Source organism: Bacillus sp. TH17, assembly GCF_016651125.1.
GTDB lineage: Bacteria > Bacillota > Bacilli > Bacillales > Bacillaceae_G > Bacillus_A > Bacillus_A mycoides.
In genome coordinates this window covers 4,990,883-5,013,089 of the sequence record NZ_JAEKEN010000001.1, presented here as the reverse complement: position 1 = coordinate 5,013,089, position 22,207 = coordinate 4,990,883, and the positions used below count along the sequence as shown (strand labels likewise).

Sequence of the window (22,207 nt, the reverse complement as noted above, 5' to 3'; positions counted from 1 at the left end):
AAATAACGTATTGTTAATTAAATTTATCTATCTTTATTTTTGAAATAAATGCGTTTACATTTCCAGTATAACATATTTTCGGAAAACTTCGTTAACGAGAGAAACTCGAAAAAATCCTCCTTATTCTGGAGGATTTCCTTTTTCCGTAAAATAACGTAATATACCACGATATATTGCAGCAGCTACTTTTTGTTGGTATTTCTCCGAATTTAACATATATCTTTCATTCACATTCGATAAAAAGCCAGCCTCAATTAAAGCACCTGGTGTTTTGGCATACTTCAATAAATACACGTGAGGAATTGTTTTAGCAGAACGATTCGTATTTTCTAAGCTTGTTCTCAATTCAGCTTGTATAAATTTCGCAGCCCGTTCATTTTCAATCGAAGAACGATAGTAGAACGTTTGTGCGCCCTTAGATCCACTACTAGTTAGGGCATTTAAATGAATACTCGCAAAAAAGTCTACATCAGGCTTATTAATGATCTCAACACGCTTTTTTAAATCCTCTGCTTTACGTCTACTATATGACTTTGTATCTTTATTAGCTAAATCATAATCTCCTTCACGCGTTAAAATAACTAAAGCACCTTGTTCTTGTAAATAATCTTGTACCTTTTTTGTAATCTCAAGTGTAATATCTTTTTCTACAATATCCTTTCCACCAACAGCCCCTCCGTCTGGCCCACCATGCCCAGCATCTAGTACAATCACTTTCCCTGATAAGGGTAAATTCCAAGCTCGCCACGATTTTGTAATTTGAAATTCTTGTTTAACTAAAAAAAACAAAACAACCGCAGCGAGCGCAAAAGAGATAATTCGAATTCTCTTCATACCTTTCCTCCTCCAGCTAGTCCCTCTAATTACTTATATGGGACAAGAGGAAAGTTTATGCTTGTCTTAGTGTAGCTTTAATCGATATCTTCTTTCGCCTTTTTCATAGCCTTCCTGCCACCACAAGCCGATAAACTGCTGGCAAGATTCAAAAAGCAATTCCTCGTCTTGCAACTTAATTTCACGTATAGTCATACTCGTTAAAAATTGAAATAACGTTTCAGTTAATTGTTGTTCTTCTTCTAAAGCCCTATATTTCACATCAAAGAATGATTCGCCATGATAACCAAATTTACTGTATCTCGCTCCTAATAAATAAGATTCTATCCCTAGTTCAATGCAATAATCTTCATACTGACGATGAAGTTCTTGCATTTGAAAGGCATCACGAATATTTAAACGCAATGTTTTTAATGATAATTCTCGCAGCATCTTCCGCTCGTATTTTAACTGCTTTTCTTTTTGTTTTTCTTGTAAGCTGACAATGACATTCATAGTACTTATAAACCTCCCTAATACGTATTAGTCTAAACTTCTAAAGAAGAAGCATACGTAGGACGGTAGCACTAAAATATTCCAAGCTAAAAAAATTACAAAAGAAGAATTAAACATAAAAAAACCCCAACCAAAATGGTTGGGGTTTGTAGTTCGCAAAAATTAACGTTTTGAGAACTGAGGTGCACGACGTGCGCCTTTAAGACCGTATTTTTTACGCTCTTTCATACGTGCATCACGAGTTAATAGACCCGCACGTTTTAATGTTAGACGGTATTCTGGATCAGCTTTTAATAAAGCGCGAGAAATACCGTGACGAATAGCACCAGCTTGACCAGTGTATCCACCACCATTTACGTTTACAAGTACATTGTAGTTACCTAAAGTTTCTGTTGCAACTAGAGGTTGTTTCACTACTTCACGTAATGCAGCAAATGGGATATAGTTTTCAAAATCACGACCGTTAATAATAACGCGTCCTTCGCCTGGAACTAGGCGTACGCGCGCTACTGAACTCTTACGACGTCCAGTGCCATAGTATTGAACCTGTGCCAAAGTAAGCCCTCCTTTAATTAATTATCCGCGAAGTTCGTAAACTTCTGGTTGTTGTGCTTGGTGTGGATGCTCTGCTCCAGCATACACGTTTAATTTCTTAGACACTTGACGTCCTAAACGTCCTTTTGGAAGCATGCCTTTAATTGCAAGCTCTAACATTTGTACAGGGTAGTTTGTACGCATTTCTAGAGCTGTTCTTTGCTTAAGTCCACCTGGGTGGTTAGTGTGACGGTAGTAAATTTTATCGTTTAATTTATTACCTGTTAAATGAATTTTCTCAGCGTTAATAATAATTACATGATCACCCGTGTCAACGTGTGGTGTAAATGTTGGTTTGTGTTTACCACGTAAAATGGATGCTACTTCAGTAGATAGGCGACCTAAAGTTTGACCTTCAGCATCAACCACATACCATTTACGCTCAACTTCGTTAGCTTTTGCCATAAAAGTCGTACGCATGTGTTTCCCTCCTCGTTATCTTTTCCATAGAAAAAATCTATTGTTTATCTTAAACACGATTTCCTTCCGGGGCTAATCGTGGTTTTAGAAACAATACCATATGTTATGATATACTTTTGAGTTTCTAATGTCAAGCAAATGTTACACCAGGATTAGTTGTTATAGTTTACCTGCCATAAGTAAAGTCCATGACCTGGAGCCATCTTTCCAGAAAACTGGCGATTTTGTTTCGCTAAAATCTCTGGAATACTATCCGGATCAAGCTTTCCTTGACCTACGCTAAGTAACGTACCAACAATAATTCTGACCATATTATATAAAAATCCATTACCTACAAAGCGAAAAATTAATTCATCGTCTTGCTCAATTAATTCGATTTCATAAATTGTTCGTACTTTATCTTTTTTGTCAGTTTTTGCCGAACAAAAAGAAGTAAAGTCATGCGTTCCAATAAAATAAGGAATCGCTTTTCTTATAGAGTTTATTTCGAGTGGATATGGATATTGATATACGTAATTTCTACGGAATACATCCGCAGTCTTTGATAATAATACACGATAGCGATATTCTTTTTTCTCGACACCGTAACGTGCATGAAATTCTTCTGTTTTCTTCTCTACCTGCCTGATAATAATATCATCCGGCAACATTGTATTTAAAGCATTACTCCATTGCCACTCTTCAAGAGACAAAGGTGTATCAAAGTGTATCACTTGTCCTTTGGCGTGAACGGTAGAATCCGTTCTGCCTGATGCCTGCACACGAACAAGTTCTCCTTTATGCAACTTCTGCAATGCTTTCTCTATTTCTTGTTGAACAGTCCGATGCTGTGGTTGAATTTGGTAACCACAAAAATGAATGCCATCATATGCAACTGTACATTTTATTCTTTCCATTTCTCTATTCTCCATTACGACCGCACCCATGCCAAAATACAAGCTAAACAAAGTAAGCTTACAATTGTTACTGTATCACTTATTTTCCAGCGTAGTTGCCTAAATTTAGTACGTCCTTCGCCACTTTTATATCCACGAGATTCCATCGCAATCGCTAAGTCCTCTGCACGCTTAAAAGCACTGATAAATAATGGAACGAGTAGTGAGATAATAGCTTTCATCCTATCTTTTATCGGTCCCCCAGCGAAATCAATGCCACGTGACGCTTGTGCTTTCATAATTTTACTCGTTTCATCCATTAATGTCGGGATAAAACGTAGTGAAATTGACATCATTAATGCGATTTCATGAACAGGAACTTTTATACGCTTGAACGGCTTTAATAACGTCTCCAACCCATCTGTAATTTCAATAGGTGTCGTCGTTAACGTTAATAATGTCGTCATTAAAATAATAACGAAGAATCGTATAGAAATGTATATCCCTTGCTCTAATCCTTTTTCATGTATCGAAAACCAACCAAGCTGGAATAGTACTTCCCCTTCTTTATTTGTAAAAATATGCAGGAAAAATGTAAAAAGAAAAATCCACAGAATTGGTTTTAAGCCCGAAAGTACATAACGAATCGGCACTTTTGCAAAAAATAAAGCAATGAGTGCATATAAAAATAAAAATCCATATGAAATCGCATTATTTGCTAAGAAAACAACAAATACATATAAAAAGACAATCAACAGCTTCGTACGAGGATCAAGTTGATGAATGAGTGACTGACCTGGAATATATCTCCCAATAATCAACTGCTGCATGATTCATGACCACCTTTTCGTAACACCTGTACAACTTCATGAGTAAGATCCTCTAAAGATAAGGTAGCCTTCGAAATTGAAATACCAAACTTCTCTTCAATTGCACGTTTATACTTTAAAGACATTGGAAGATCCACACCGATTTGTTCTAATTCATCAGCATATGAAAATACTTCCTCTGCTCTTCCTTGCAAAAAGACCGTTCCTTTATGCATGACCACTATTTGATCTGCATACTTAGCGGCATCCTCCATATTATGGGTAACAAGAATGACTGTAAGCCCCTGTTCCTTATGCAAATTGTAAAACATCTCCATGAGCTCGTGCTGTCCTTTTGGATCAAGCCCTGCTGTAGGTTCATCTAATACAAGCACTTCGGGTTCCATCGCTAGTACGCCTGCTATTGCAACACGCCTCATTTGCCCACCGCTTAATTCAAACGGAGAACGTGCTAATAACTCTATGTCCAATCCAACAAGCTGGATTGCATCTTTCGCCTTTTGTTTTGCCTCTTCTTCAGATACACCAAAATTAGTCGGTCCAAAACAAATATCCTTTTCAACTGTTTCTTCAAATAGTTGATGTTCTGGAAACTGAAAGACAACCCCTACTTTTTTTCGTAGCGGCTTAAGCTTTTTCTCTTTCTTCCCTGCTGAAATTAAATGTTCACCAATTTGAACCGTACCATTTGTCGGCTGCAATAAACCATTTAAATGTTGAATCATCGTCGACTTACCTGAACCAGTATGACCGATAATGGCATAATAGCCCCCACTTGGAAACGACACGTCTACATCATAAAGTGCGCGTCTTTCAAATGGAGTTTTATATTGATAACGATGTTCTACTTTTTGGAATGTAATCTCCAAAGTTCGTTCACCAAGCTTTCCATTGTAAGATGCGTATTTTGCAAGTGAATTCCATTTCTTTTTAATAATTCTGCTATTTTCACCGAAAAAGGTACATCTAATCCAATCTCTTGGAGCATATGAGAGGATTTGAAAATTTGCTCTGGAGTACCTTCCTCTAATATTTCTCCCTTGTTCAAAATAATAATACGGTCTGACTGTGCCGCTTCTTCTAAATCGTGCGTAATCGATAACACCGTAATACCCTTTTGATCAACAAGTTGTCTGACCGTTTCTACTACTTCACGTCTCCCCTGAGGGTCTAACATTGAAGTTGCTTCATCTAGTATTAAAATAGATGGTTGAAGTGCTAAAACACCTGCTATTGCGACTCGCTGCTTTTGTCCACCAGATAACGAATGGGGTTCTTCATTTAAAAAATCTTCCATACGGACAAGTTGCAGAGCTTGTTCTAGTCTTTCTATCATCTGCTCCCTTGGCATTCCGATGTTCTCTAGGCCGAATACAACGTCATCTTGTACTGTCGTTCCAACAAATTGATTATCTGGATTTTGAAATACCATGCCAATTTGCTTTCGAACATCCCATACTGTTTCCTCTGATAAAATCATTGTATCATTTAAAGTAATTTTCCCTGATTCCGGTAAAAATAAGCCATTCAATAATTTTGCAAGTGTAGACTTCCCTGAACCATTTTGTCCAATAACAGATACCCATTCTCCTTCATATAAGGAAAACGAAACATCTTTTAATGCATAAGAGGCTGCCCCAGGATATTGAAATGATATATTTTCTGTCCGAAGTTTCTCTTTTTTCAATACAAGGCACCCTTTCTTTCGTCAAGTTAGCCTATTTTTATACTTAAAAAAAAAGGGCCATGACCAGTTACTTGAAAAGAACTGTCCTGCCCTTTTAATCATCATTATACTAACTCGATAATTACCATTGGTGCTGCGTCTCCGCGACGTGGACCAATTTTTGCAATACGAGTGTATCCGCCTTGGCGCTCAGCATAGCGTGGAGCTACATCAGCGAATAATTTTTGAAGTGCATCTTGACCAGTCTCAGCATTAGCAACCTCATTACGGATGAAAGCTGCTGCTTGACGACGAGCATGAAGATCTCCGCGTTTACCTAAAGTGATCATTTTTTCCACTACAGAACGAAGTTCTTTTGCACGAGTTTCTGTCGTTTGGATGCGCTCGTTGATAATTAAATCAGTAGCTAAATCACGTAACATAGCTTTACGTTGCGCACTTGTACGGCCTAATTTTCTGTATGCCATTCGTAGTTCCCTCCTTTGTTGATGGGTTTAAATCCTCAGTCGTCTTTACGTAAACCTAAACCTAATTCCTCAAGTTTATGTTTAACTTCTTCTAAGGATTTACGTCCTAAGTTACGAACTTTCATCATATCTTCTTCTGTTTTGTTCGCAAGCTCTTGTACAGTATTAATTCCTGCACGTTTTAGGCAATTATAAGAACGAACAGAAAGATCTAGTTCTTCGATAGTCATCTCAAGAACTTTTTCTTTTTGATCTTCTTCCTTCTCGACCATAATCTCAGCATTTTGTGCTTCGTCAGTTAAACCAACAAAGATATTTAAATGCTCAGTTAAGATTTTGGCACCTAAAGAGATAGCTTCTTTTGGCCCGATGCTTCCATCCGTCCATACATCAAGCGTAAGCTTATCATAATTAGCCACTTGTCCGACACGTGTCTTTTCCACTTGGTAAGTCACACGTGATACTGGAGTATAAATAGAATCAATAGGAATTACTCCTATTGGTTGATCTTCGCTTTTATTTGCATCAGCTGGCGTATACCCACGGCCACGCTTTGCAGTTAAACGCATGCGGAAATGCGCATTTTTTGCTAACGTCGCAATGTGTAAATCTGGATTTAAGATTTCAACATCACTATCGTGAGTAATATCAGCAGCTGTGACAATACCTTCGCCCTGTACATCGATTTCCAACGTCTTCTCTTCATCAGAGTAGATTTTAAGAGCTAACTTTTTCAAGTTTAAGATCATCGTCGTAACGTCTTCTACTACGCCCTCAACTGTTGAAAATTCGTGTAAAACGCCATCGATTTGGATAGCAGTTACAGCGGCACCAGGGAGTGAGGATAAAAGAATACGACGTAAGGAGTTACCCAAAGTAGTACCATATCCACGCTCAAGCGGTTCAATCACGAATTTGCCATACTTAGCATCTTCGTTAAGTTCAACCGTTTCGATTTTCGGTTTTTCGATTTCAATCATTAACTAAACCCTCCTTCAAAACGTCGAAACCCCGGTTAAACAAAGGAAGAACCTCTGTTTAACCGAAAGTCCCCCTTAGGCAGTTCCCGATTGTGCACAACAAGCGATGTTTCTGTACGAAATTTCTCGATAATGCATCATATCCATTATAGACAAAAGGGAAAATTCTATACAGAAAAATTACACACGACGACGTTTTGGTGGACGACATCCATTATGAGGAACTGGAGTAACATCTCTAATTGCTGTTACTTCTAGACCTGCCGCTTGAAGAGCACGAATTGCAGCTTCACGACCAGCACCAGGACCTTTAACAGTAACCTCTAAAGTTTTTAAACCATGCTCCATTGCAACTTTAGAAGCAGCTTCAGCAGCCATTTGCGCAGCGAATGGAGTAGATTTACGAGATCCACGGAAACCAAGTGCACCAGCACTAGACCAAGAAAGTGCGTTACCATGAGTATCTGTAAGTGTTACGATTGTGTTGTTGAAAGTAGAACGAATATGAGCTATACCAGCTTCAATATTCTTTTTCACACGTTTTTTACGAGTGTTTGTTTTACGTGCCATTGTTAGTTCAACCTCCTTTACTTATTATTTCTTTTTATTTGCTACTGTACGACGTGGACCTTTACGTGTACGAGCATTGTTTTTAGAGTTTTGACCACGAACTGGTAAACCACGACGGTGACGAAGACCACGGTAAGAACCGATCTCCATTAGACGTTTAATGTTAAGAGATACTTCACGACGAAGGTCTCCCTCAACTTTAATACGATCGATGATATCACGGATACGTCCTAATTCATCTTCCGATAAATCACGAACTCGTGTTTCCGAAGAAATACCAGCTTCTGTAAGAATTTTTTCAGCAGTTGTGCGACCAATGCCGAATACGTAAGTTAAAGAAATAACAACGCGCTTGTCACGAGGAATATCTACACCTGCGATACGTGCCATTTTGAATGCACCTCCTTCTGATTAACCTTGTTTTTGTTTATGTTTAGGGTTTTCACAAATAACCATTACTTTTCCACGTCTACGAATAACTTTACATTTTTCGCAGATTGGTTTAACTGACGGTCTTACTTTCATGTCTCGAACCTCCTTAAAGATTACGGAGTGCTATATTATTTAAAACGGTACGTAATACGACCACGATTTAAATCGTACGGAGATAATTCTACCGTAACTTTGTCTCCTGGTAAAATACGAATGAAGTTCATACGGATTTTACCAGAAACGTGAGCCAATACGACATGCCCATTCTCTAATTCTACTTTGAACATAGCATTTGGCAACGTTTCAAGAACGGTACCTTCGACTTCAATTACATCATCTTTAGCCATTCAATAGTTCTCCCTTCTTCAAATCAGTAACATTTTACACTGCTCTGAAATCCCGGAGAGCCAGCTACTTATAAAGTGGTAAGGATTTCGTATCCTGCTTCTGTAAGAGCAATCGTGTGCTCAAAATGGGCACACCATTTACCATCTACCGTTACCACTGTCCAGTCATCAGATAGTGTTTTTACATATCGTCTTCCTTGATTCACCATCGGCTCAACACAGATGACCATTCCCGGCTTTAATCTAGGGCCTCTATTTGGTGGACCATAGTGCGGGATTTGAGGGTCCTCATGTAAGTCTTGCCCGATTCCGTGACCAACATACTCCCTAACGATCGAGAACCCATTCTCTTCAGCATGTGTTTGAACAGCATGCGAGATATTTGATAATCTTTCGCCTGGTTTTACTTGTTCTAGACCAAGATACAACGATTTTTCTGTGACATCAAGTAGCTTTTGAACAGATTCAGAAATGTTTCCAACTGGATACGTCCATGCAGAATCACCATGGTACCCATTGTATTTCGCACCAATATCGATACTGATGATATCGCCCTCTTCGAGCTTACGCTTCCCTGGAATCCCGTGTACAAGCTCTTCATTTACAGAAGCACAAATGCTCCCCGGAAATCCGTTGTATCCTTTAAAAGATGGCGTAGCACCATATTTTCGAATCGTCTTTTCCGCTATTTGATCGAGCTCTTTCGTTGTAATTCCTGGAGTAATATGTTGTTTCAACTCTTGATGAGTTAAAGCAACGATCCTGCCAGCTTCTCGCATGATTTCTATCTCGCGAGGAGTTTTGCAGATGATCATTACGCTAAGTCTCCGATGAGAACATCGATATCAGCAAATACTTTATTGATATCTTGCTCACCATTAATGCTTTGTAAGTAGCCAAGCTCCTCATAGAAATCAAGCAAAGGTTTTGTTTGCTTAATATTTACATCTAAACGATTTGCTACAGTTTCTTCATTGTCATCAGAGCGTTGATATAATTCGCCACCACATTTATCGCACACATCAGCTTTTGCTGGCGGATTGAATTCTAAGTGGTAAGTCGCACCGCATTCTTTACAAATGCGACGGCCTGTAAGGCGTTTTAATAACAACCCTGAATCCACATTAATGTTTAAAACATAGTCGATTTTTTTGCCAAGATCTTTCATAATCTCTTCAAGAGCTGATGCTTGTGCAACAGTTCGTGGGAAACCATCTAATAAGAAGCCTTTAATACAGTCTTCCTGACTTAAACGTTCACGAACAATTCCAATTGTAACTTCATCTGGAACAAGCGCACCTTTATCAATAAAAGATTTTGCTTGTAAACCAAGTTCAGTTTCAGCCTTCATAGCTGCACGGAACATATCTCCTGTTGAGATGTGAGGGATGTTATACTTGGCAATAATCTGTTCGGCTTGTGTACCTTTACCAGCACCAGGAAGCCCCATTAAAATCAAGTTCATCCTTGTTCCCCCTCAGTACATGAGCATGTAGGGAAGACAGTTCTTCCCACTTACTCACTGCTTGATAAACCCTTTGTAATGGCGTTTTACCAATTGGCTTTCTAGCTGCTTCATTGTTTCTAAAGCAACGCCGACAACGATTAACATACTCGTTCCACCAATCTGTGCAGATGGAGGAAGATTTCCCAATTTCGTAAAGATAACTGGTAGGATTGCAATCGCTGCTAGGAAAATTGATCCCACAAAGGTCAAACGATACAAGATTTTTGTTAGATATTGTTCTGTATTCTTACCCGGACGAATACCTGGAACATATCCACCTTGCTTGTTTAGATTCTCTGACATTTGCTCTGGATTAACCTGAACAAATGCATAGAAATATGTGAAGGCTACAATGAGCGCAACATATATGATCATTCCCACTGGGTGAGAATAGTTAAAGTTTGCAATAATCCACTGCGACACATCATGTTTCGGGAAGAACTGTGCAATAGTTGGAGGCGTAATTAAGAATGAAACAGCAAAAATGACTGGAATAACACCCGCACTATTTACCTTAAGTGGTAAATGAGTGTTTTGTGCTCCAGCATGATTCCCATTCCCTCCTGTTACACGCTTCGCGTATTGAATTGGGATCTTTCTAACAGCCTGTTGAATGAAAATAACACCAACAATAACCGCTAGCACAGCTAGTAAAATCAATGCAACTTTAACGATACTCATGAACAATTGATCTCCGATATTTTGAAACTGTTGTTGATACACTTGAGATATAACACTTGGGATCGCTGCGGCAATACCGCCAAAGATAAGAATGGAAATACCATTACCTACACCTTTAGCTGTAATCTGTTCACCTAACCACATTAAAAATGCAGTACCAGCAGTCAGTACCGTAGCAATGTATAAATAAGTGCTCCAACCTGGATTCAAAATTAATTGCCCACCTACCATACCGTTAAAACCGATTGACATACCAAACCCCTGAATAAACGCAAGAACAATTGTAAAATAACGCGTGAATTGCGTTAGTTTACGACGGCCCATTTCGCCTTGCTTCGACCATTCCGAAAATTTAGGAACAACATCCATCTGCAATAATTGCACGATGATGGATGCTGTAATATACGGCATGATTCCCATCGCGAAGATGGAGAAGTTTTTCAAGGCGCCACCGCCAAATGTATTTAGGATACCTAAGGCATTTAATTGATCTTGTGCTTTCAGTACGTCTCCATTTGTAAATGGCACTGGGATAAACGTGCCAATCCTGAATACGACTAACATCGCTAAAGTGAATAATATTTTACGTCTTATCTCAGCAACGCGCATAAAGTTGGAGATTGTACGAAACATTAGATCACCTCAACTGATCCGCCAGCTGCTTCAATTGCTTCTTTAGCACTTGAAGAGAACTTGTGCGCTTTAACAGTTAATTTTTTCTCTACTGCTCCGCTTGCAAGAATTTTAACACCGTCGTTTAATTTGCTGATAACGCCAGTTTCCAGCAATAATTCAGGTGTTACTTCTGTACCATCTTCAAAACGATTTAACGTTGATAAGTTTACAATAGTAAACTCTTTACGGTTAATGTTTGTGAAGCCGCGTTTTGGTAAACGACGGAATAGTGGAGTTTGACCACCTTCGAAGCCAAGACGAACACCGCCGCCAGAACGTGCGTTTTGTCCTTTATGACCTCTACCAGCAGTTTTACCGTTACCAGAACCGATACCACGACCGACACGGTTACGTACTTTACGAGAACCTTCTGCAGGTTTTAATTCATGAAGTTTCATTCCCAGGCACCTCCTTATATTAATGAGTTATCCTTAAGCTTCTTTTACAGAGATAAGGTGAGAAACTTTGTTGATCATACCAAGAATAGCAGGAGTTTCTTCCTTAACTACAGTTGAATTCAACTTTTTAAGACCTAAAGCTTCTACCGTCGCACGTTGATCTTGTGGACGACCAATTACACTACGAGTGAGGGTAATTTCTAACTTTTTCGCCATTTGTTTTCCCTCCTTAACCTAGTAGCTCTTCTACAGATTTACCGCGTAATTTTGCAACATCTTCAGCGCGCTTAAGTTCGCTTAATCCGTTCACAGTAGCGCGAATCATGTTGATTGGTGTGTTAGAACCAAGAGATTTCGAAAGAATATCTTGTACACCAGCTAATTCTAGTACCGCACGAACAGGTCCACCAGCAATAACACCAGTACCCTCAGCAGCAGGTTTTAAGAATACTTCACCAGCTCCAAAATGACCGTTGATTGTGTGAGGAATTGTTGTACCAACTAATGGTACAGCGATTAGGTTTTTCTTAGCGTCTTCGATAGCTTTACGGATTGCGTCTGGTACCTCTTGTGCTTTACCAGTACCGAATCCAACATGACCGTTTTTATCGCCAACTACAACTAGTGCAGCAAAGCGGAAACGACGACCACCCTTAACAACTTTCGCGACACGATTTATCGTAACTACACGTTCTTCAAGTTCTAATTTACTTGGGTCAATGCGTTGCATCAATTTTCCCTCCTTTGACCATTAAAATTGTAATCCAGCCTCACGAGCAGCTTCAGCTAGAGCTTTAACACGGCCATGGTATAAGTAACCACCGCGATCAAATACTACTTCTTTAACGCCTTTCTCTACAGCACGCTTAGCAACTGATTCTCCAACTTTCGTAGCAGCTTCAGTATTGCTAGTACCGTTAAGAGCAAGGTCTTTATCAAGAGTAGATGCACTTACTAATGTTACACCATTTACATCATCAATAACTTGAGCGTAAATATGTTGGTTAGAACGGTACACGTTTAAACGTGGACGTTCTGCAGTACCAGTAAGTTTAGCACGTACACGTGCATGTCTTTTCTTACGAGTCGCATTTTTAGCAGCTTTAGTGATCATTCTTGTCACTCCTTTCTTTCACCTAACGGGTTTACTTAGCAGTTTTACCTTCTTTACGACGAACAACTTCGCCTTCGTAACGAATACCTTTACCTTTATATGGTTCAGGAGCACGTACAGCGCGGATGTTAGCAGCAAATTCGCCAACACGTTGCTTGTCGATACCTTTAATTACGATTTTAGTTGGTACAGGTACTTCAACTTCAAGTCCTGCTTCTGGAGTCATTTCTACTGGATGAGAATAACCTACGCTTAAAACAAGTTTATCTCCTTGTTTTTGAGCACGGTAACCAACACCGACTAATTCAAGTCCGCGTACGAAACCTGTAGTTACACCTTCAACCATGTTTCCGATTAAAGCACGAGTTGTACCGTGTAATGCACGGTGTTCCTTCTGTTCAGATGGACGCTCAACTGTTAGTGTATTTTCTTCAATTTTGATAGACATATCAGTTTTGAAAGTACGAGTTAATTCACCTTTAGGGCCTTTTACTGTTACAGTATTGTCTTCTGCAACTGTAATAGTAACACCTGCAGGGATTTCAAGAATCTTTTTACCAATACGAGACATGTGGTCACACCTCCGTTCGTTTTAAATATATATTACCAAACGTATGCTACTACTTCTCCACCAGTTTGTAATTGACGAGCGTCTTTGTCTGTCATTACTCCCTTAGATGTAGAAACAAGAGCGATACCTAATCCGTTAAGTACACGTGGTACTTCATCAGCTTTTGCGTAAACGCGTAAGCCAGGTTTACTGATACGTTTTAATCCAGTGATTACACGTTCATTGTTTGCACCATATTTCAGGAAAATACGAAGGATACCTTGTTTGTTATCCCCAATGTATTCTACATCACGAATGAAACCTTCACGTTTTAAAAGTTCAGCGATCTCTTTTTTGATTTTAGAAGCAGGAACCTCTAATTTCTCATGACGTACCATGTTCGCATTACGGATGCGAGTAAGCATGTCTGCAATTGGATCTGTCATCACCATGTGTTTTACCTCCTTCCCATTTGTGGGTTTTACCAACTAGCTTTTTTAACACCAGGAATTTGACCTTTATATGCAAGTTCACGGAAACAAATACGGCAAAGCTTAAATTTGCGGTATACAGAATGCGGACGACCGCAGCGTTCGCAACGTGTATACTCTTGTACTTTAAACTTAGGAGTACGCTTTTGTTTCGCGATCATAGATTTTTTAGCCACGTTTTCGCCTCCTCTACTTAGCGTTGGCTTCCATTATTTTTGGAATGGCATACCGAATTGTGTTAAAAGTTCACGAGCTTCTTCATCAGTTTTCGCTGTAGTAACGATTACGATGTCCATACCGCGGACTTTACTTACTTTATCATAATCAATCTCAGGGAAAATTAGTTGCTCTTTAACACCTAATGTGTAGTTCCCACGACCATCGAATGATTTCTTAGAAACACCACGGAAATCACGTACACGTGGTAAAGAAACTGATACTAATTTGTCGAAGAACTCATACATTTGTTGTCCGCGTAAAGTTACTTTCGCACCGATTGGCATACCTTCACGAAGACGGAAACCAGCGATTGATTTTTTAGCGCGAGTTACAACAGGTTTTTGACCTGCGATTTGCGTTAATTCTTCTACTGCATTGTCTAAAGCTTTTGAGTTTGATACCGCGTCACCAACACCAGTGTTGATTACGATCTTTTCGATTTTCGGTACTTCCATCACAGATTTATAGTTAAACTTGCTCATTAGAGCAGGAGTAATTTCCTTTTGGAACTTCTCTTTAAGGCGATTCAATGAAGTGACCTCCTTTCTTAAGAAAATTATTTATCTAATAATTCACCAGATTTTTTTGCAATACGAACTTTTTTACCATCTTCTACTTTGAAGCCTACGCGAGTAGGTTCGCCTGTTTTCGGATCTAATACCATAACATTAGAAACGTGAATAGGTGCTTCTTTCGTAATAATTCCACCTTGTGGATTTAATTGAGATGGCTTAGAGTGTTTTTTAACGATGTTAACACCCTCAACGATAACACGGTTTTGCTTTGGGAAAGCCACAAGGATAACGCCTTGTTTTCCTTTGTCTTTACCAGTGATTACCTGAACTTTATCACCTTTTTTTACATGCATCTTAATTCTGCACCTCCTTAGCAAGGCAATACCTTAAATTATAGAACTTCTGGAGCTAAAGAAACGATCTTCATGAAGTTGCTATCACGTAATTCACGAGCTACTGGTCCGAAGATACGAGTACCACGTGGGCTCTTATCGTCTTTGATGATAACCGCTGCGTTTTCATCAAATTTAATATAAGAACCGTCCGGACGACGAGCTCCGCTCTTCGTACGTACCACTACTGCCTTAACAACGTCACCTTTTTTAACAACGCCACCTGGTGTTGCTTGTTTTACCGTAGCAACGATAATATCACCAATATTAGCATATTTACGACCAGAGCCGCCTAATACTTTAATTGTTAAAAGTTCACGTGCACCAGAGTTGTCAGCAACTTTCAAACGAGATTCTTGTTGGATCATGTTATGAAACCTCCCTTCGGACTAAAAATTCCGATTCGTCTATTTAGATAACAACCGCTTCTTCAACGATTTCAACTAAACGGAAACGCTTAGTAGCAGAAAGCGGGCGAGTTTCCATGATTTTAACGATATCGCCAAGTTTTGCTTGGTTTTGCTCATCATGGGCTTTGTACTTTTTAGAATACTTAACACGTTTTCCGTACAAGGAATGAGTTTTGTAAGTTTCAACTAAAACTGTAATCGTTTTGTCCATTTTATCAGACACAACACGACCAGTATAAACTTTGCGTTGGTTACGTTCGCTCACTATGCAAACCTCCCCTCAATTTATCGATTAATTCCGATCTCTCTTTCACAAACTACAGTTTTCATACGAGCAATCGCTTTACGCACTTCACGGATGCGAGTTGGATTCTCTAATTGTCCTGTAGCAAGTTGGAAGCGAAGATTGAACAATTCTTCCTTTAAAGCTTTAACTTTTGTTTCGATTTCGGCAGTGGTTAATTCACGAATATCATTAGTTTTCATTAGATTCACCACCATTTTCTTCACGTTTTACGAACTTACATTTCACAGGTAGTTTGTGAGCTGCAAGACGTAATGCTTCGCGTGCTACCTCTTCAGATACACCCGCGATTTCAAACATAATTTTCCCAGGTTTTACTACTGCTACCCAGCCTTCTGGTGCCCCTTTACCGGAACCCATACGTACTTCTAGAGGTTTTGCAGTGTAAGGTTTAGAAGGGAAAATTTTAATCCATACTTTACCGCCACGTTTCATGTAACGAGTCATTGCACGACGAGCAGCTTCGATTTGACGGTTTGTAATCCATGAAGCAGCTTGTGCTTGTAAACCGAATTCACCGAAAGCAATTTCAGTTCCACCTTTTGCACGACCACGCATTTTACCACGATGCTCTCTACGATATTTTACGCGTTTTGGCATTAACATATTATTTTCCTCCTTCCTCAGAAGCTTTCTTTTTTGTAGGAAGGACTTCTCCACGGTAGATCCATACTTTTACGCCTAATTTACCGTATGTTGTATCAGCTTCAACTGCTGCATAGTCAATATCAGCGCGAAGTGTATGAAGTGGAACAGTTCCTTCACTGTAAGATTCTGCACGAGCGATATCAGCCCCGCCAAGACGACCAGAAACCTGTGTTTTAATACCTTTTGCTCCTGCACGCATAGCACGTTGAATAACTTGCTTTTGTGCACGACGGAATGATACACGGTTTTCTAATTGACGAGCGATGTTTTCGCCCACTAATTTAGCGTTAAGATCAGCTCTCTTAACTTCTAAAATGTTAATGTGTACACGCTTGCCTGTTAATTGGTTAAGAGCTTTACGAAGTGCTTCAACTTCAGTACCACCTTTACCAATTACCATACCAGGTTTTGCAGTGTGAATTGTAACATTTACACGATTTGCTGCACGTTCGATTTCTACTTTAGCAACAGCAGAATCTTTTAAGCGTACAGTAATGTACTCACGGATTTTGATGTCTTCATGTAATAACGTAGCATAATCTTTCTCAGCGAACCAACGAGATTCCCAGTCGCGGATAATACCGACACGAAGACCAATTGGATTAACCTTCTGACCCATCGATTATCCCTCCTTCTTTTCTGATACCACAACTGTGATGTGGCTTGTGCGTTTGTTAATTTGGCTTGCACGACCCATTGCACGTGGACGGAAACGTTTCAACGTTGGACCTTCGTCAACGAAGACTTTTTCAACAACTAGGTTGTTAATATCCATCTCATAATTGTGCTCTGCATTTGCGATTGCAGATTTTAAAACTTTTTCTACAACTGGAGAAGCAGTTTTTGGTGTGTGGTTAAGGATAGCAATCGCTTCACCCACTTGCTTACCTCGGATTAAGTCTACTACTAAACGAACCTTACGAGGAGCAATACGAACTGTTCTCACTACTGCTTTAGCTTGCATTGAAGTGCCTCCTCTCATTATCTTCTAGTTTTCTTATCGTCAGCAAGGTGACCTTTATACGTACGAGTTGGTGCGAATTCACCTAACTTATGGCCAACCATATCCTCAGTGATGTACACAGGTACGTGTTTACGACCATCATATACAGCAATTGTATGTCCGATGAACTGAGGGAAGATTGTTGAACGGCGAGACCAAGTTTTAACAACTTGTTTTTGCTCAGATGCAACTAATTTTTCCATTTTGTTCATTAAGTGATCATCGACAAATGGTCCTTTTTTTAAGCTACGAGCCATTTTGGTGCCTCCCTTCGTGATTGGCGTACGGTTCTTGAAATGAACCGTACTACAATCCCATTATTTTTTACGACGACGAACGATAAATTTATCAGACGCTTTGTTTTTCTTACGAGTCTTGAATCCAAGAGTTGGTTTACCCCATGGAGACATTGGAGACTTACGTCCGATTGGAGAGCGTCCTTCACCACCACCGTGTGGGTGATCAACCGGGTTCATTACAGAACCACGAACTGTTGGGCGCTTACCTAACCAGCGAGAGCGACCTGCTTTACCGATTTTGATAAGTTCGTGTTGTTCGTTACCAACTTGACCGATTGAAGCGCGACAAGCAGATAATACTAAACGTACTTCACCAGAAGTTAAACGTACAAGTACGTATTTTCCTTCTTTACCAAGTACTTGAGCAGACGTACCAGCAGAACGGACTAATTGTCCTCCACGACCAGGCTTAAGCTCGATATTATGAACAACAGTACCTACTGGAATGTTGATTAATGGTAATGCGTTACCGATTTTAATGTCAGCTTCAGGGCCAGACATAACTTCCATACCTACTTCTAAAGTTTTAGGAGCAAGAATGTAACGTTTTTCACCGTCAACGTAGTTAATTAATGCGATATTCGCAGAGCGGTTTGGATCGTATTCGATCGTAGCAACGCGTCCTGGAATTCCATCTTTGTTACGCTTAAAGTCGATGATACGGTATTGACGCTTATGTCCGCCACCTTGATGACGTACAGTAATTTTACCTTGGTTATTACGACCAGCCTTTTTGCTTAAAGGAGCAAGTAAAGACTTTTCTGGTCTGTCAGTCGTGATTTCAGCGAAATCATTCGTAGTCATGTTACGACGACCGTTAGTAGTTGGATTATACTTTTTAATTCCCATCTCAATTTCCCTCCTTCTTTAGTAAGAATTAAACGCCTTGGAAGATTTCGATTTCTTTGCTGTCAGCAGTTAGCTTAACGATTGCTTTACGACGACGGCTAGTAAAACCAGCGTGACGACCAACACGTTTTGCTTTCGGCTTGTAGTTCATGATATTTACTTTGTCTACATTAACACCAAAGATCGCTTCTATAGCGTCTTTAACCTCTGTTTTATTAGATTTAACGTCCACGTCGAACGTGTATTTTTTTTCAGCCATCATTTCCATAGAACGTTCAGTGATAACTGGGCGCTTAATGATATCACGAGGATCTCTCATTATGCAAGCACCTCCTCTACTTTTTCCACTGCCGCTTTTGTCATGATTAGCTTATCATGATGAAGCACATCTAGCACGTTTACGCCATCAGCAGTGATTACTGTTACTCCAGGGATATTGCGAGCAGATAACTCTACAGATTCGTTTGCATCAGCAGTTACGATAAGAGCTTTCTTCTCAACAGTTAATCCTTTAAGTACTGCTACCATGTCTTTTGTTTTTGGTGCATTTAACACTAGGTCCTCAAGAACTACAATGTTGTTCTCAACTACTTTAGTAGCTAATGCAGATTTGATTGCTAAACGACGAACTTTCTTAGGAAGTTTGTACGCATAGCTTCTTGGTGTAGGTCCGAATACCGTACCACCACCACGCCATTGAGGAGAGCGGATAGAACCTTGACGAGCACGTCCAGTTCCTTTTTGACGCCATGGTTTACGACCACCACCACGAACTTCAGAGCGAGTTTTTACTTTGTGTGTACCTTGACGTAAAGATGCACGTTGCATCATTACAGCTTCAAATAGTACAGCTTCATTTGGTTCGATACCGAAAATAGCTTCAGCTAATTCGATTTCACCAACCTGTGAACCAGTTTGGTTATATACAGTAACTTTTGGCATTGGAATTCCTCCTTCCTATTGTGAATTATTTGCTAACCTTCACAGCGCCTTGAACAACTACAAGAGATTTCTTAGCACCTGGAACGTTACCTTTTACTAGTAATAAGTTGCGCTCAGTGTCAACTTGAACGATTTCTAAGTTTTGGATAGTAACTTGGTCTCCACCCATACGTCCAGCAAGTTTTTTGCCTTTGAATACACGGTTCGGAGCAACTGGCCCCATTGAACCTGGACGACGGTGATAGCGAGAACCATGAGACATAGGTCCGCGAGATTGTCCGTGGCGTTTAATAACACCTTGGAAACCTTTACCTTTAGAAATTCCTGTTACGTCAACGATTTCACCTGCAGCGAAAACTTCAACTTTTACCTCTTGACCAACCTCTAATCCGTCCACGTCTGCATCGCGGATTTCGCGAATGAAGCGCTTAGGAGTTGTAGATGCTTTAGCAGTGTGGCCTTGTTCAGGTTTGTTAGTTAACTTTTCACGTTTATCTTCAAATCCTAACTGAATTGCGTTGTAGCCATCAGTTTCAGTTGTTTTCTTTTGAAGAACAACGTTTGGATTAGCAGCGATTACCGTTACTGGGATTAACTCACCGTTCTCAGCAAATACTTGAGTCATACCGATCTTTCTTCCTAAGATTCCTTTGGTCATGAGTTACACCTCCTACATTTTTAAGTTATATAAATTATAGTTTGATTTCGATATCTACACCAGATGGTAAATCTAAACGCATTAATGAATCTACTGTTTGCGGAGTAGGACTCACGATGTCGATTAGACGTTTGTGTGTGCGCATTTCGAATTGTTCACGAGAATCTTTGTACTTATGAACAGCACGAAGAATTGTGTAAATAGTCTTCTCAGTTGGTAATGGGATCGGACCAGAAACTGTTGCCCCAGAACGCTTAGCTGTTTCTACAATTTTCTCAGCTGATTGATCAAGAATACGGTGATCATAAGCTTTTAAACGGATACGAATTTTTTCTTTTGCCATTATTTTCCCTCCTTCGTTCGCCTATTTCTAAAATAGACCTTCTCCATGGAAATTTCCCCACACCATGCCATGGCAAAGCGGCCGGGTGTGTCAGCAACCTTCCACTTCATCGCAGTCAAAGACCAACATTGTCTATTATACAATGTTATTCGTCTAGATGCAAGCATCTTTTTGTTCGCATCTGCTTTTCTCTACTTTTGCTATTATACATGGCACTTTAAAGAATATCAAGTTTTCATCTACTCTTATTCAACTTACAGTTTTTGGGTGTTATTTTCGTTTTATATACTATAGAAGAAACTCATCAAAAAATAGAAAATACATCTCTTTCTTCTATAGTAATAAGCAATAAAAAAACTCAAGGGAGAATCCCTTGAGTTTTTAATAATCTAATTAAAGACTACTCAGCAACGATTGTAGCAACTACACCGTAACCTACTGTACGTCCACCTTCACGAATAGAGAATTTAGTTCCCTCTTCGATAGCGATTGGAGCGATAAGTTCGATAGTCATTTCGATGTTGTCACCAGGCATTACCATTTCAGTACCTTCTGGTAATTGGATGATACCAGTTACGTCAGTTGTACGGAAGTAGAACTGTGGACGGTAGTTAGCGAAGAATGGAGTATGACGTCCACCTTCTTCTTTAGATAATACGAAAACCTCAGCTTTGAATTTAGCGTGTGCTTTTACAGAGCCAGTTTTAGCAAGAACTTGTCCACGTTGGATGTCTTCACGAGCAACCCCACGAAGTAGAGCACCGATGTTGTCTCCAGCTTGAGCTTGGTCAAGAAGCTTACGGAACATTTCTACACCAGTTACAGTTGTAGTAGCATTCTCTTCAGCAAGACCGATGATTTCTACTACGTCACCAACTTTAACGATTCCACGCTCAACACGACCAGTTGCAACTGTACCACGACCTGTGATAGAGAATACATCCTCGATAGGCATTAAGAATGGTTTGTCAGTTTCACGTTCTGGAGTTGGGATGTAAGCATCAACTTCAGTCATTAATTCGATGATTTTTTCTTCCCACTCAGCTTCTCCTTGAAGAGCTTTAAGAGCAGAACCTTTAATTACAGGAATATCGTCGCCTGGGAATCCGTATTCAGATAATAGGTCGCGAACTTCCATTTCTACTAATTCTAATAATTCTTCGTCATCTACCATGTCGCATTTGTTTAAGAATACAACGATGTAAGGAACACCTACTTGACGAGAAAGAAGGATGTGCTCACGTGTTTGAGGCATTGGACCATCAGCAGCAGATACTACTAAGATACCGCCGTCCATTTGAGCAGCACCAGTGATCATGTTTTTAACATAGTCAGCATGACCTGGGCAGTCAACGTGTGCATAGTGACGAGTTTCAGTTTCGTACTCAACGTGTGCAGTTGAGATTGTGATTCCGCGCTCTCTTTCTTCTGGAGCAGCGTCGATTTGATCGTATCCGCGTGCTTCAGCACCACCAGCTTTTGCAAGAACTGTAGTGATCGCAGCAGTTAATGTAGTTTTACCATGGTCAACGTGGCCGATTGTACCGATGTTAACATGGGGTTTAGAACGTTCGAATTTAGCTTTAGCCATTCTAAATTCCTCCTTAGTTTATATGGGTTATTTTATATTTAGACTAGAAAGTGAAACTTGCGTCTCACTTTCTAAGCTTACATAAGT

Annotated in this window: 39 protein-coding genes; all 39 read right to left on the bottom strand. The window is 39.8% G+C overall.

Features of this window, described 5'->3' with window-relative positions; genetic code table 11:
- Positions 1-120: 120 nt before the first annotated feature.
- The gene (gene cwlD / locus JFT95_RS25855) at positions 121-834 is read right to left on the bottom strand and encodes an N-acetylmuramoyl-L-alanine amidase CwlD (protein ID WP_002009721.1); all 714 of its coding nucleotides are present in this window, start codon (positions 832-834) and stop codon (positions 121-123) included.
- Positions 835-900: 66 nt separating this feature from the next.
- Positions 901-1,329, bottom strand: a complete 429-nt coding sequence (locus tag JFT95_RS25850) for a DUF2521 family protein (protein WP_002029335.1) — start codon at positions 1,327-1,329, stop codon at positions 901-903.
- Between the two features lie 162 nt (positions 1,330-1,491).
- Complete coding sequence (gene rpsI / locus JFT95_RS25845) at positions 1,492-1,884, bottom strand: 30S ribosomal protein S9 (RefSeq protein ID WP_002009728.1); 393 nt, start codon at positions 1,882-1,884, stop codon at positions 1,492-1,494.
- A 21-nt stretch (positions 1,885-1,905) separates the two neighbouring features.
- Positions 1,906-2,343 (bottom strand): 50S ribosomal protein L13, encoded by a 438-nt coding sequence (rplM, locus tag JFT95_RS25840; RefSeq protein WP_002029337.1) that lies wholly within the window; start codon positions 2,341-2,343, stop codon positions 1,906-1,908.
- Positions 2,344-2,495: 152 nt separating this feature from the next.
- On the bottom strand, positions 2,496-3,239 hold the full coding sequence (gene truA, locus JFT95_RS25835) for a tRNA pseudouridine(38-40) synthase TruA (protein ID WP_002169325.1): 744 nt from the start codon (positions 3,237-3,239) through the stop codon (positions 2,496-2,498).
- A 14-nt stretch (positions 3,240-3,253) separates the two neighbouring features.
- The gene (locus JFT95_RS25830; protein WP_002124692.1) at positions 3,254-4,048 is read right to left on the bottom strand and encodes an energy-coupling factor transporter transmembrane component T family protein; all 795 of its coding nucleotides are present in this window, start codon (positions 4,046-4,048) and stop codon (positions 3,254-3,256) included.
- Entirely contained in the window at positions 4,036-4,917 is an 882-nt protein-coding gene (locus JFT95_RS25825) for an energy-coupling factor ABC transporter ATP-binding protein (RefSeq protein WP_002124690.1), read from the bottom strand. The genes JFT95_RS25830 and JFT95_RS25825 overlap by 13 nt, the downstream gene beginning before the upstream one ends.
- Entirely contained in the window at positions 4,893-5,735 is an 843-nt protein-coding gene (locus JFT95_RS25820) for an energy-coupling factor ABC transporter ATP-binding protein (protein WP_002029339.1), read from the bottom strand. Before JFT95_RS25820 ends, JFT95_RS25825 begins: the two co-directional genes overlap by 25 nt.
- Before the next feature lie 104 nt (positions 5,736-5,839).
- Positions 5,840-6,202, bottom strand: coding sequence for a 50S ribosomal protein L17 (gene rplQ, locus JFT95_RS25815; RefSeq protein ID WP_000331490.1), 363 nt, complete (start codon positions 6,200-6,202; stop codon positions 5,840-5,842).
- Positions 6,203-6,237: 35 nt separating this feature from the next.
- Entirely contained in the window at positions 6,238-7,182 is a 945-nt protein-coding gene (locus JFT95_RS25810) for a DNA-directed RNA polymerase subunit alpha (protein WP_002029340.1), read from the bottom strand.
- Between the two features lie 180 nt (positions 7,183-7,362).
- Complete coding sequence (rpsK, locus tag JFT95_RS25805; RefSeq protein ID WP_002009745.1) at positions 7,363-7,752, bottom strand: 30S ribosomal protein S11; 390 nt, start codon at positions 7,750-7,752, stop codon at positions 7,363-7,365.
- 24 nt (positions 7,753-7,776) lie between these two features.
- Positions 7,777-8,142 (bottom strand): 30S ribosomal protein S13, encoded by a 366-nt coding sequence (gene rpsM / locus JFT95_RS25800; RefSeq protein WP_002009746.1) that lies wholly within the window; start codon positions 8,140-8,142, stop codon positions 7,777-7,779.
- A 21-nt stretch (positions 8,143-8,163) separates the two neighbouring features.
- Positions 8,164-8,277, bottom strand: a complete 114-nt coding sequence (rpmJ, locus tag JFT95_RS25795) for a 50S ribosomal protein L36 (protein ID WP_000868344.1) — start codon at positions 8,275-8,277, stop codon at positions 8,164-8,166.
- Between the two features lie 35 nt (positions 8,278-8,312).
- On the bottom strand, positions 8,313-8,531 hold the full coding sequence (gene infA / locus JFT95_RS25790) for a translation initiation factor IF-1 (protein WP_001029884.1): 219 nt from the start codon (positions 8,529-8,531) through the stop codon (positions 8,313-8,315).
- Positions 8,532-8,599: 68 nt separating this feature from the next.
- Positions 8,600-9,346 carry a type I methionyl aminopeptidase gene (gene map / locus JFT95_RS25785; protein WP_000582542.1) on the bottom strand — a complete coding sequence of 249 codons (747 nt, stop codon included), beginning with the start codon at positions 9,344-9,346 and terminating at the stop codon, positions 8,600-8,602.
- On the bottom strand, positions 9,346-9,996 hold the full coding sequence (locus JFT95_RS25780; RefSeq protein ID WP_002009751.1) for an adenylate kinase: 651 nt from the start codon (positions 9,994-9,996) through the stop codon (positions 9,346-9,348). The genes map and JFT95_RS25780 overlap by 1 nt, the downstream gene beginning before the upstream one ends.
- A gap of 54 nt (positions 9,997-10,050) precedes the next feature.
- Positions 10,051-11,352 carry a preprotein translocase subunit SecY gene (secY, locus tag JFT95_RS25775; protein WP_002124688.1) on the bottom strand — a complete coding sequence of 434 codons (1,302 nt, stop codon included), beginning with the start codon at positions 11,350-11,352 and terminating at the stop codon, positions 10,051-10,053.
- A complete protein-coding gene (gene rplO / locus JFT95_RS25770; protein WP_002009754.1) occupies positions 11,352-11,792 on the bottom strand; it encodes a 50S ribosomal protein L15 in 441 nt (146 codons plus the stop codon). Before rplO ends, secY begins: the two co-directional genes overlap by 1 nt.
- A gap of 33 nt (positions 11,793-11,825) precedes the next feature.
- Positions 11,826-12,008, bottom strand: a complete 183-nt coding sequence (gene rpmD, locus JFT95_RS25765) for a 50S ribosomal protein L30 (RefSeq protein WP_002009757.1) — start codon at positions 12,006-12,008, stop codon at positions 11,826-11,828.
- A 13-nt stretch (positions 12,009-12,021) separates the two neighbouring features.
- The gene (gene rpsE, locus JFT95_RS25760; RefSeq protein ID WP_002009759.1) at positions 12,022-12,522 is read right to left on the bottom strand and encodes a 30S ribosomal protein S5; all 501 of its coding nucleotides are present in this window, start codon (positions 12,520-12,522) and stop codon (positions 12,022-12,024) included.
- A gap of 21 nt (positions 12,523-12,543) precedes the next feature.
- The gene (gene rplR, locus JFT95_RS25755) at positions 12,544-12,906 is read right to left on the bottom strand and encodes a 50S ribosomal protein L18 (RefSeq protein ID WP_002009761.1); all 363 of its coding nucleotides are present in this window, start codon (positions 12,904-12,906) and stop codon (positions 12,544-12,546) included.
- A 31-nt stretch (positions 12,907-12,937) separates the two neighbouring features.
- Positions 12,938-13,477, bottom strand: coding sequence for a 50S ribosomal protein L6 (gene rplF, locus JFT95_RS25750; protein ID WP_002009762.1), 540 nt, complete (start codon positions 13,475-13,477; stop codon positions 12,938-12,940).
- Positions 13,478-13,509: 32 nt separating this feature from the next.
- On the bottom strand, positions 13,510-13,908 hold the full coding sequence (rpsH, locus tag JFT95_RS25745; protein ID WP_002009764.1) for a 30S ribosomal protein S8: 399 nt from the start codon (positions 13,906-13,908) through the stop codon (positions 13,510-13,512).
- 29 nt (positions 13,909-13,937) lie between these two features.
- On the bottom strand, positions 13,938-14,123 hold the full coding sequence (gene rpsN, locus JFT95_RS25740; RefSeq protein ID WP_001085700.1) for a 30S ribosomal protein S14: 186 nt from the start codon (positions 14,121-14,123) through the stop codon (positions 13,938-13,940).
- Between the two features lie 33 nt (positions 14,124-14,156).
- Positions 14,157-14,696 (bottom strand): 50S ribosomal protein L5, encoded by a 540-nt coding sequence (gene rplE / locus JFT95_RS25735; protein ID WP_002091528.1) that lies wholly within the window; start codon positions 14,694-14,696, stop codon positions 14,157-14,159.
- 26 nt (positions 14,697-14,722) lie between these two features.
- Positions 14,723-15,034, bottom strand: coding sequence for a 50S ribosomal protein L24 (gene rplX, locus JFT95_RS25730; RefSeq protein WP_000558201.1), 312 nt, complete (start codon positions 15,032-15,034; stop codon positions 14,723-14,725).
- Between the two features lie 38 nt (positions 15,035-15,072).
- On the bottom strand, positions 15,073-15,441 hold the full coding sequence (rplN, locus tag JFT95_RS25725; RefSeq protein WP_000615912.1) for a 50S ribosomal protein L14: 369 nt from the start codon (positions 15,439-15,441) through the stop codon (positions 15,073-15,075).
- Positions 15,442-15,484: 43 nt separating this feature from the next.
- The gene (rpsQ, locus tag JFT95_RS25720) at positions 15,485-15,748 is read right to left on the bottom strand and encodes a 30S ribosomal protein S17 (protein ID WP_002091526.1); all 264 of its coding nucleotides are present in this window, start codon (positions 15,746-15,748) and stop codon (positions 15,485-15,487) included.
- A gap of 20 nt (positions 15,749-15,768) precedes the next feature.
- Complete coding sequence (gene rpmC / locus JFT95_RS25715; protein WP_002091523.1) at positions 15,769-15,969, bottom strand: 50S ribosomal protein L29; 201 nt, start codon at positions 15,967-15,969, stop codon at positions 15,769-15,771.
- A complete protein-coding gene (gene rplP / locus JFT95_RS25710) occupies positions 15,959-16,393 on the bottom strand; it encodes a 50S ribosomal protein L16 (protein WP_000928969.1) in 435 nt (144 codons plus the stop codon). The genes rpmC and rplP overlap by 11 nt, the downstream gene beginning before the upstream one ends.
- Before the next feature lies 1 nt (position 16,394).
- Positions 16,395-17,054, bottom strand: coding sequence for a 30S ribosomal protein S3 (gene rpsC, locus JFT95_RS25705; RefSeq protein ID WP_002009771.1), 660 nt, complete (start codon positions 17,052-17,054; stop codon positions 16,395-16,397).
- Positions 17,055-17,057: 3 nt separating this feature from the next.
- Positions 17,058-17,399: a 50S ribosomal protein L22 gene (rplV, locus tag JFT95_RS25700; RefSeq protein ID WP_002009773.1), complete on the bottom strand. Its 342-nt coding sequence runs from the start codon at positions 17,397-17,399 to the stop codon at positions 17,058-17,060.
- 17 nt (positions 17,400-17,416) lie between these two features.
- A complete protein-coding gene (gene rpsS, locus JFT95_RS25695) occupies positions 17,417-17,695 on the bottom strand; it encodes a 30S ribosomal protein S19 (protein WP_000124452.1) in 279 nt (92 codons plus the stop codon).
- A gap of 60 nt (positions 17,696-17,755) precedes the next feature.
- Positions 17,756-18,586 carry a 50S ribosomal protein L2 gene (gene rplB / locus JFT95_RS25690; RefSeq protein ID WP_000511584.1) on the bottom strand — a complete coding sequence of 277 codons (831 nt, stop codon included), beginning with the start codon at positions 18,584-18,586 and terminating at the stop codon, positions 17,756-17,758.
- A 28-nt stretch (positions 18,587-18,614) separates the two neighbouring features.
- Complete coding sequence (gene rplW / locus JFT95_RS25685; RefSeq protein ID WP_001205557.1) at positions 18,615-18,905, bottom strand: 50S ribosomal protein L23; 291 nt, start codon at positions 18,903-18,905, stop codon at positions 18,615-18,617.
- On the bottom strand, positions 18,905-19,528 hold the full coding sequence (gene rplD, locus JFT95_RS25680; RefSeq protein WP_001127261.1) for a 50S ribosomal protein L4: 624 nt from the start codon (positions 19,526-19,528) through the stop codon (positions 18,905-18,907). Before rplD ends, rplW begins: the two co-directional genes overlap by 1 nt.
- Positions 19,529-19,553: 25 nt before the next feature.
- Positions 19,554-20,186, bottom strand: coding sequence for a 50S ribosomal protein L3 (gene rplC / locus JFT95_RS25675; RefSeq protein ID WP_000160209.1), 633 nt, complete (start codon positions 20,184-20,186; stop codon positions 19,554-19,556).
- A 34-nt stretch (positions 20,187-20,220) separates the two neighbouring features.
- Complete coding sequence (rpsJ, locus tag JFT95_RS25670) at positions 20,221-20,529, bottom strand: 30S ribosomal protein S10 (protein ID WP_001040595.1); 309 nt, start codon at positions 20,527-20,529, stop codon at positions 20,221-20,223.
- 400 nt (positions 20,530-20,929) lie between these two features.
- A complete protein-coding gene (gene tuf, locus JFT95_RS25665) occupies positions 20,930-22,120 on the bottom strand; it encodes an elongation factor Tu (protein ID WP_002009778.1) in 1,191 nt (396 codons plus the stop codon).
- Positions 22,121-22,207 lie beyond the last annotated feature (87 nt).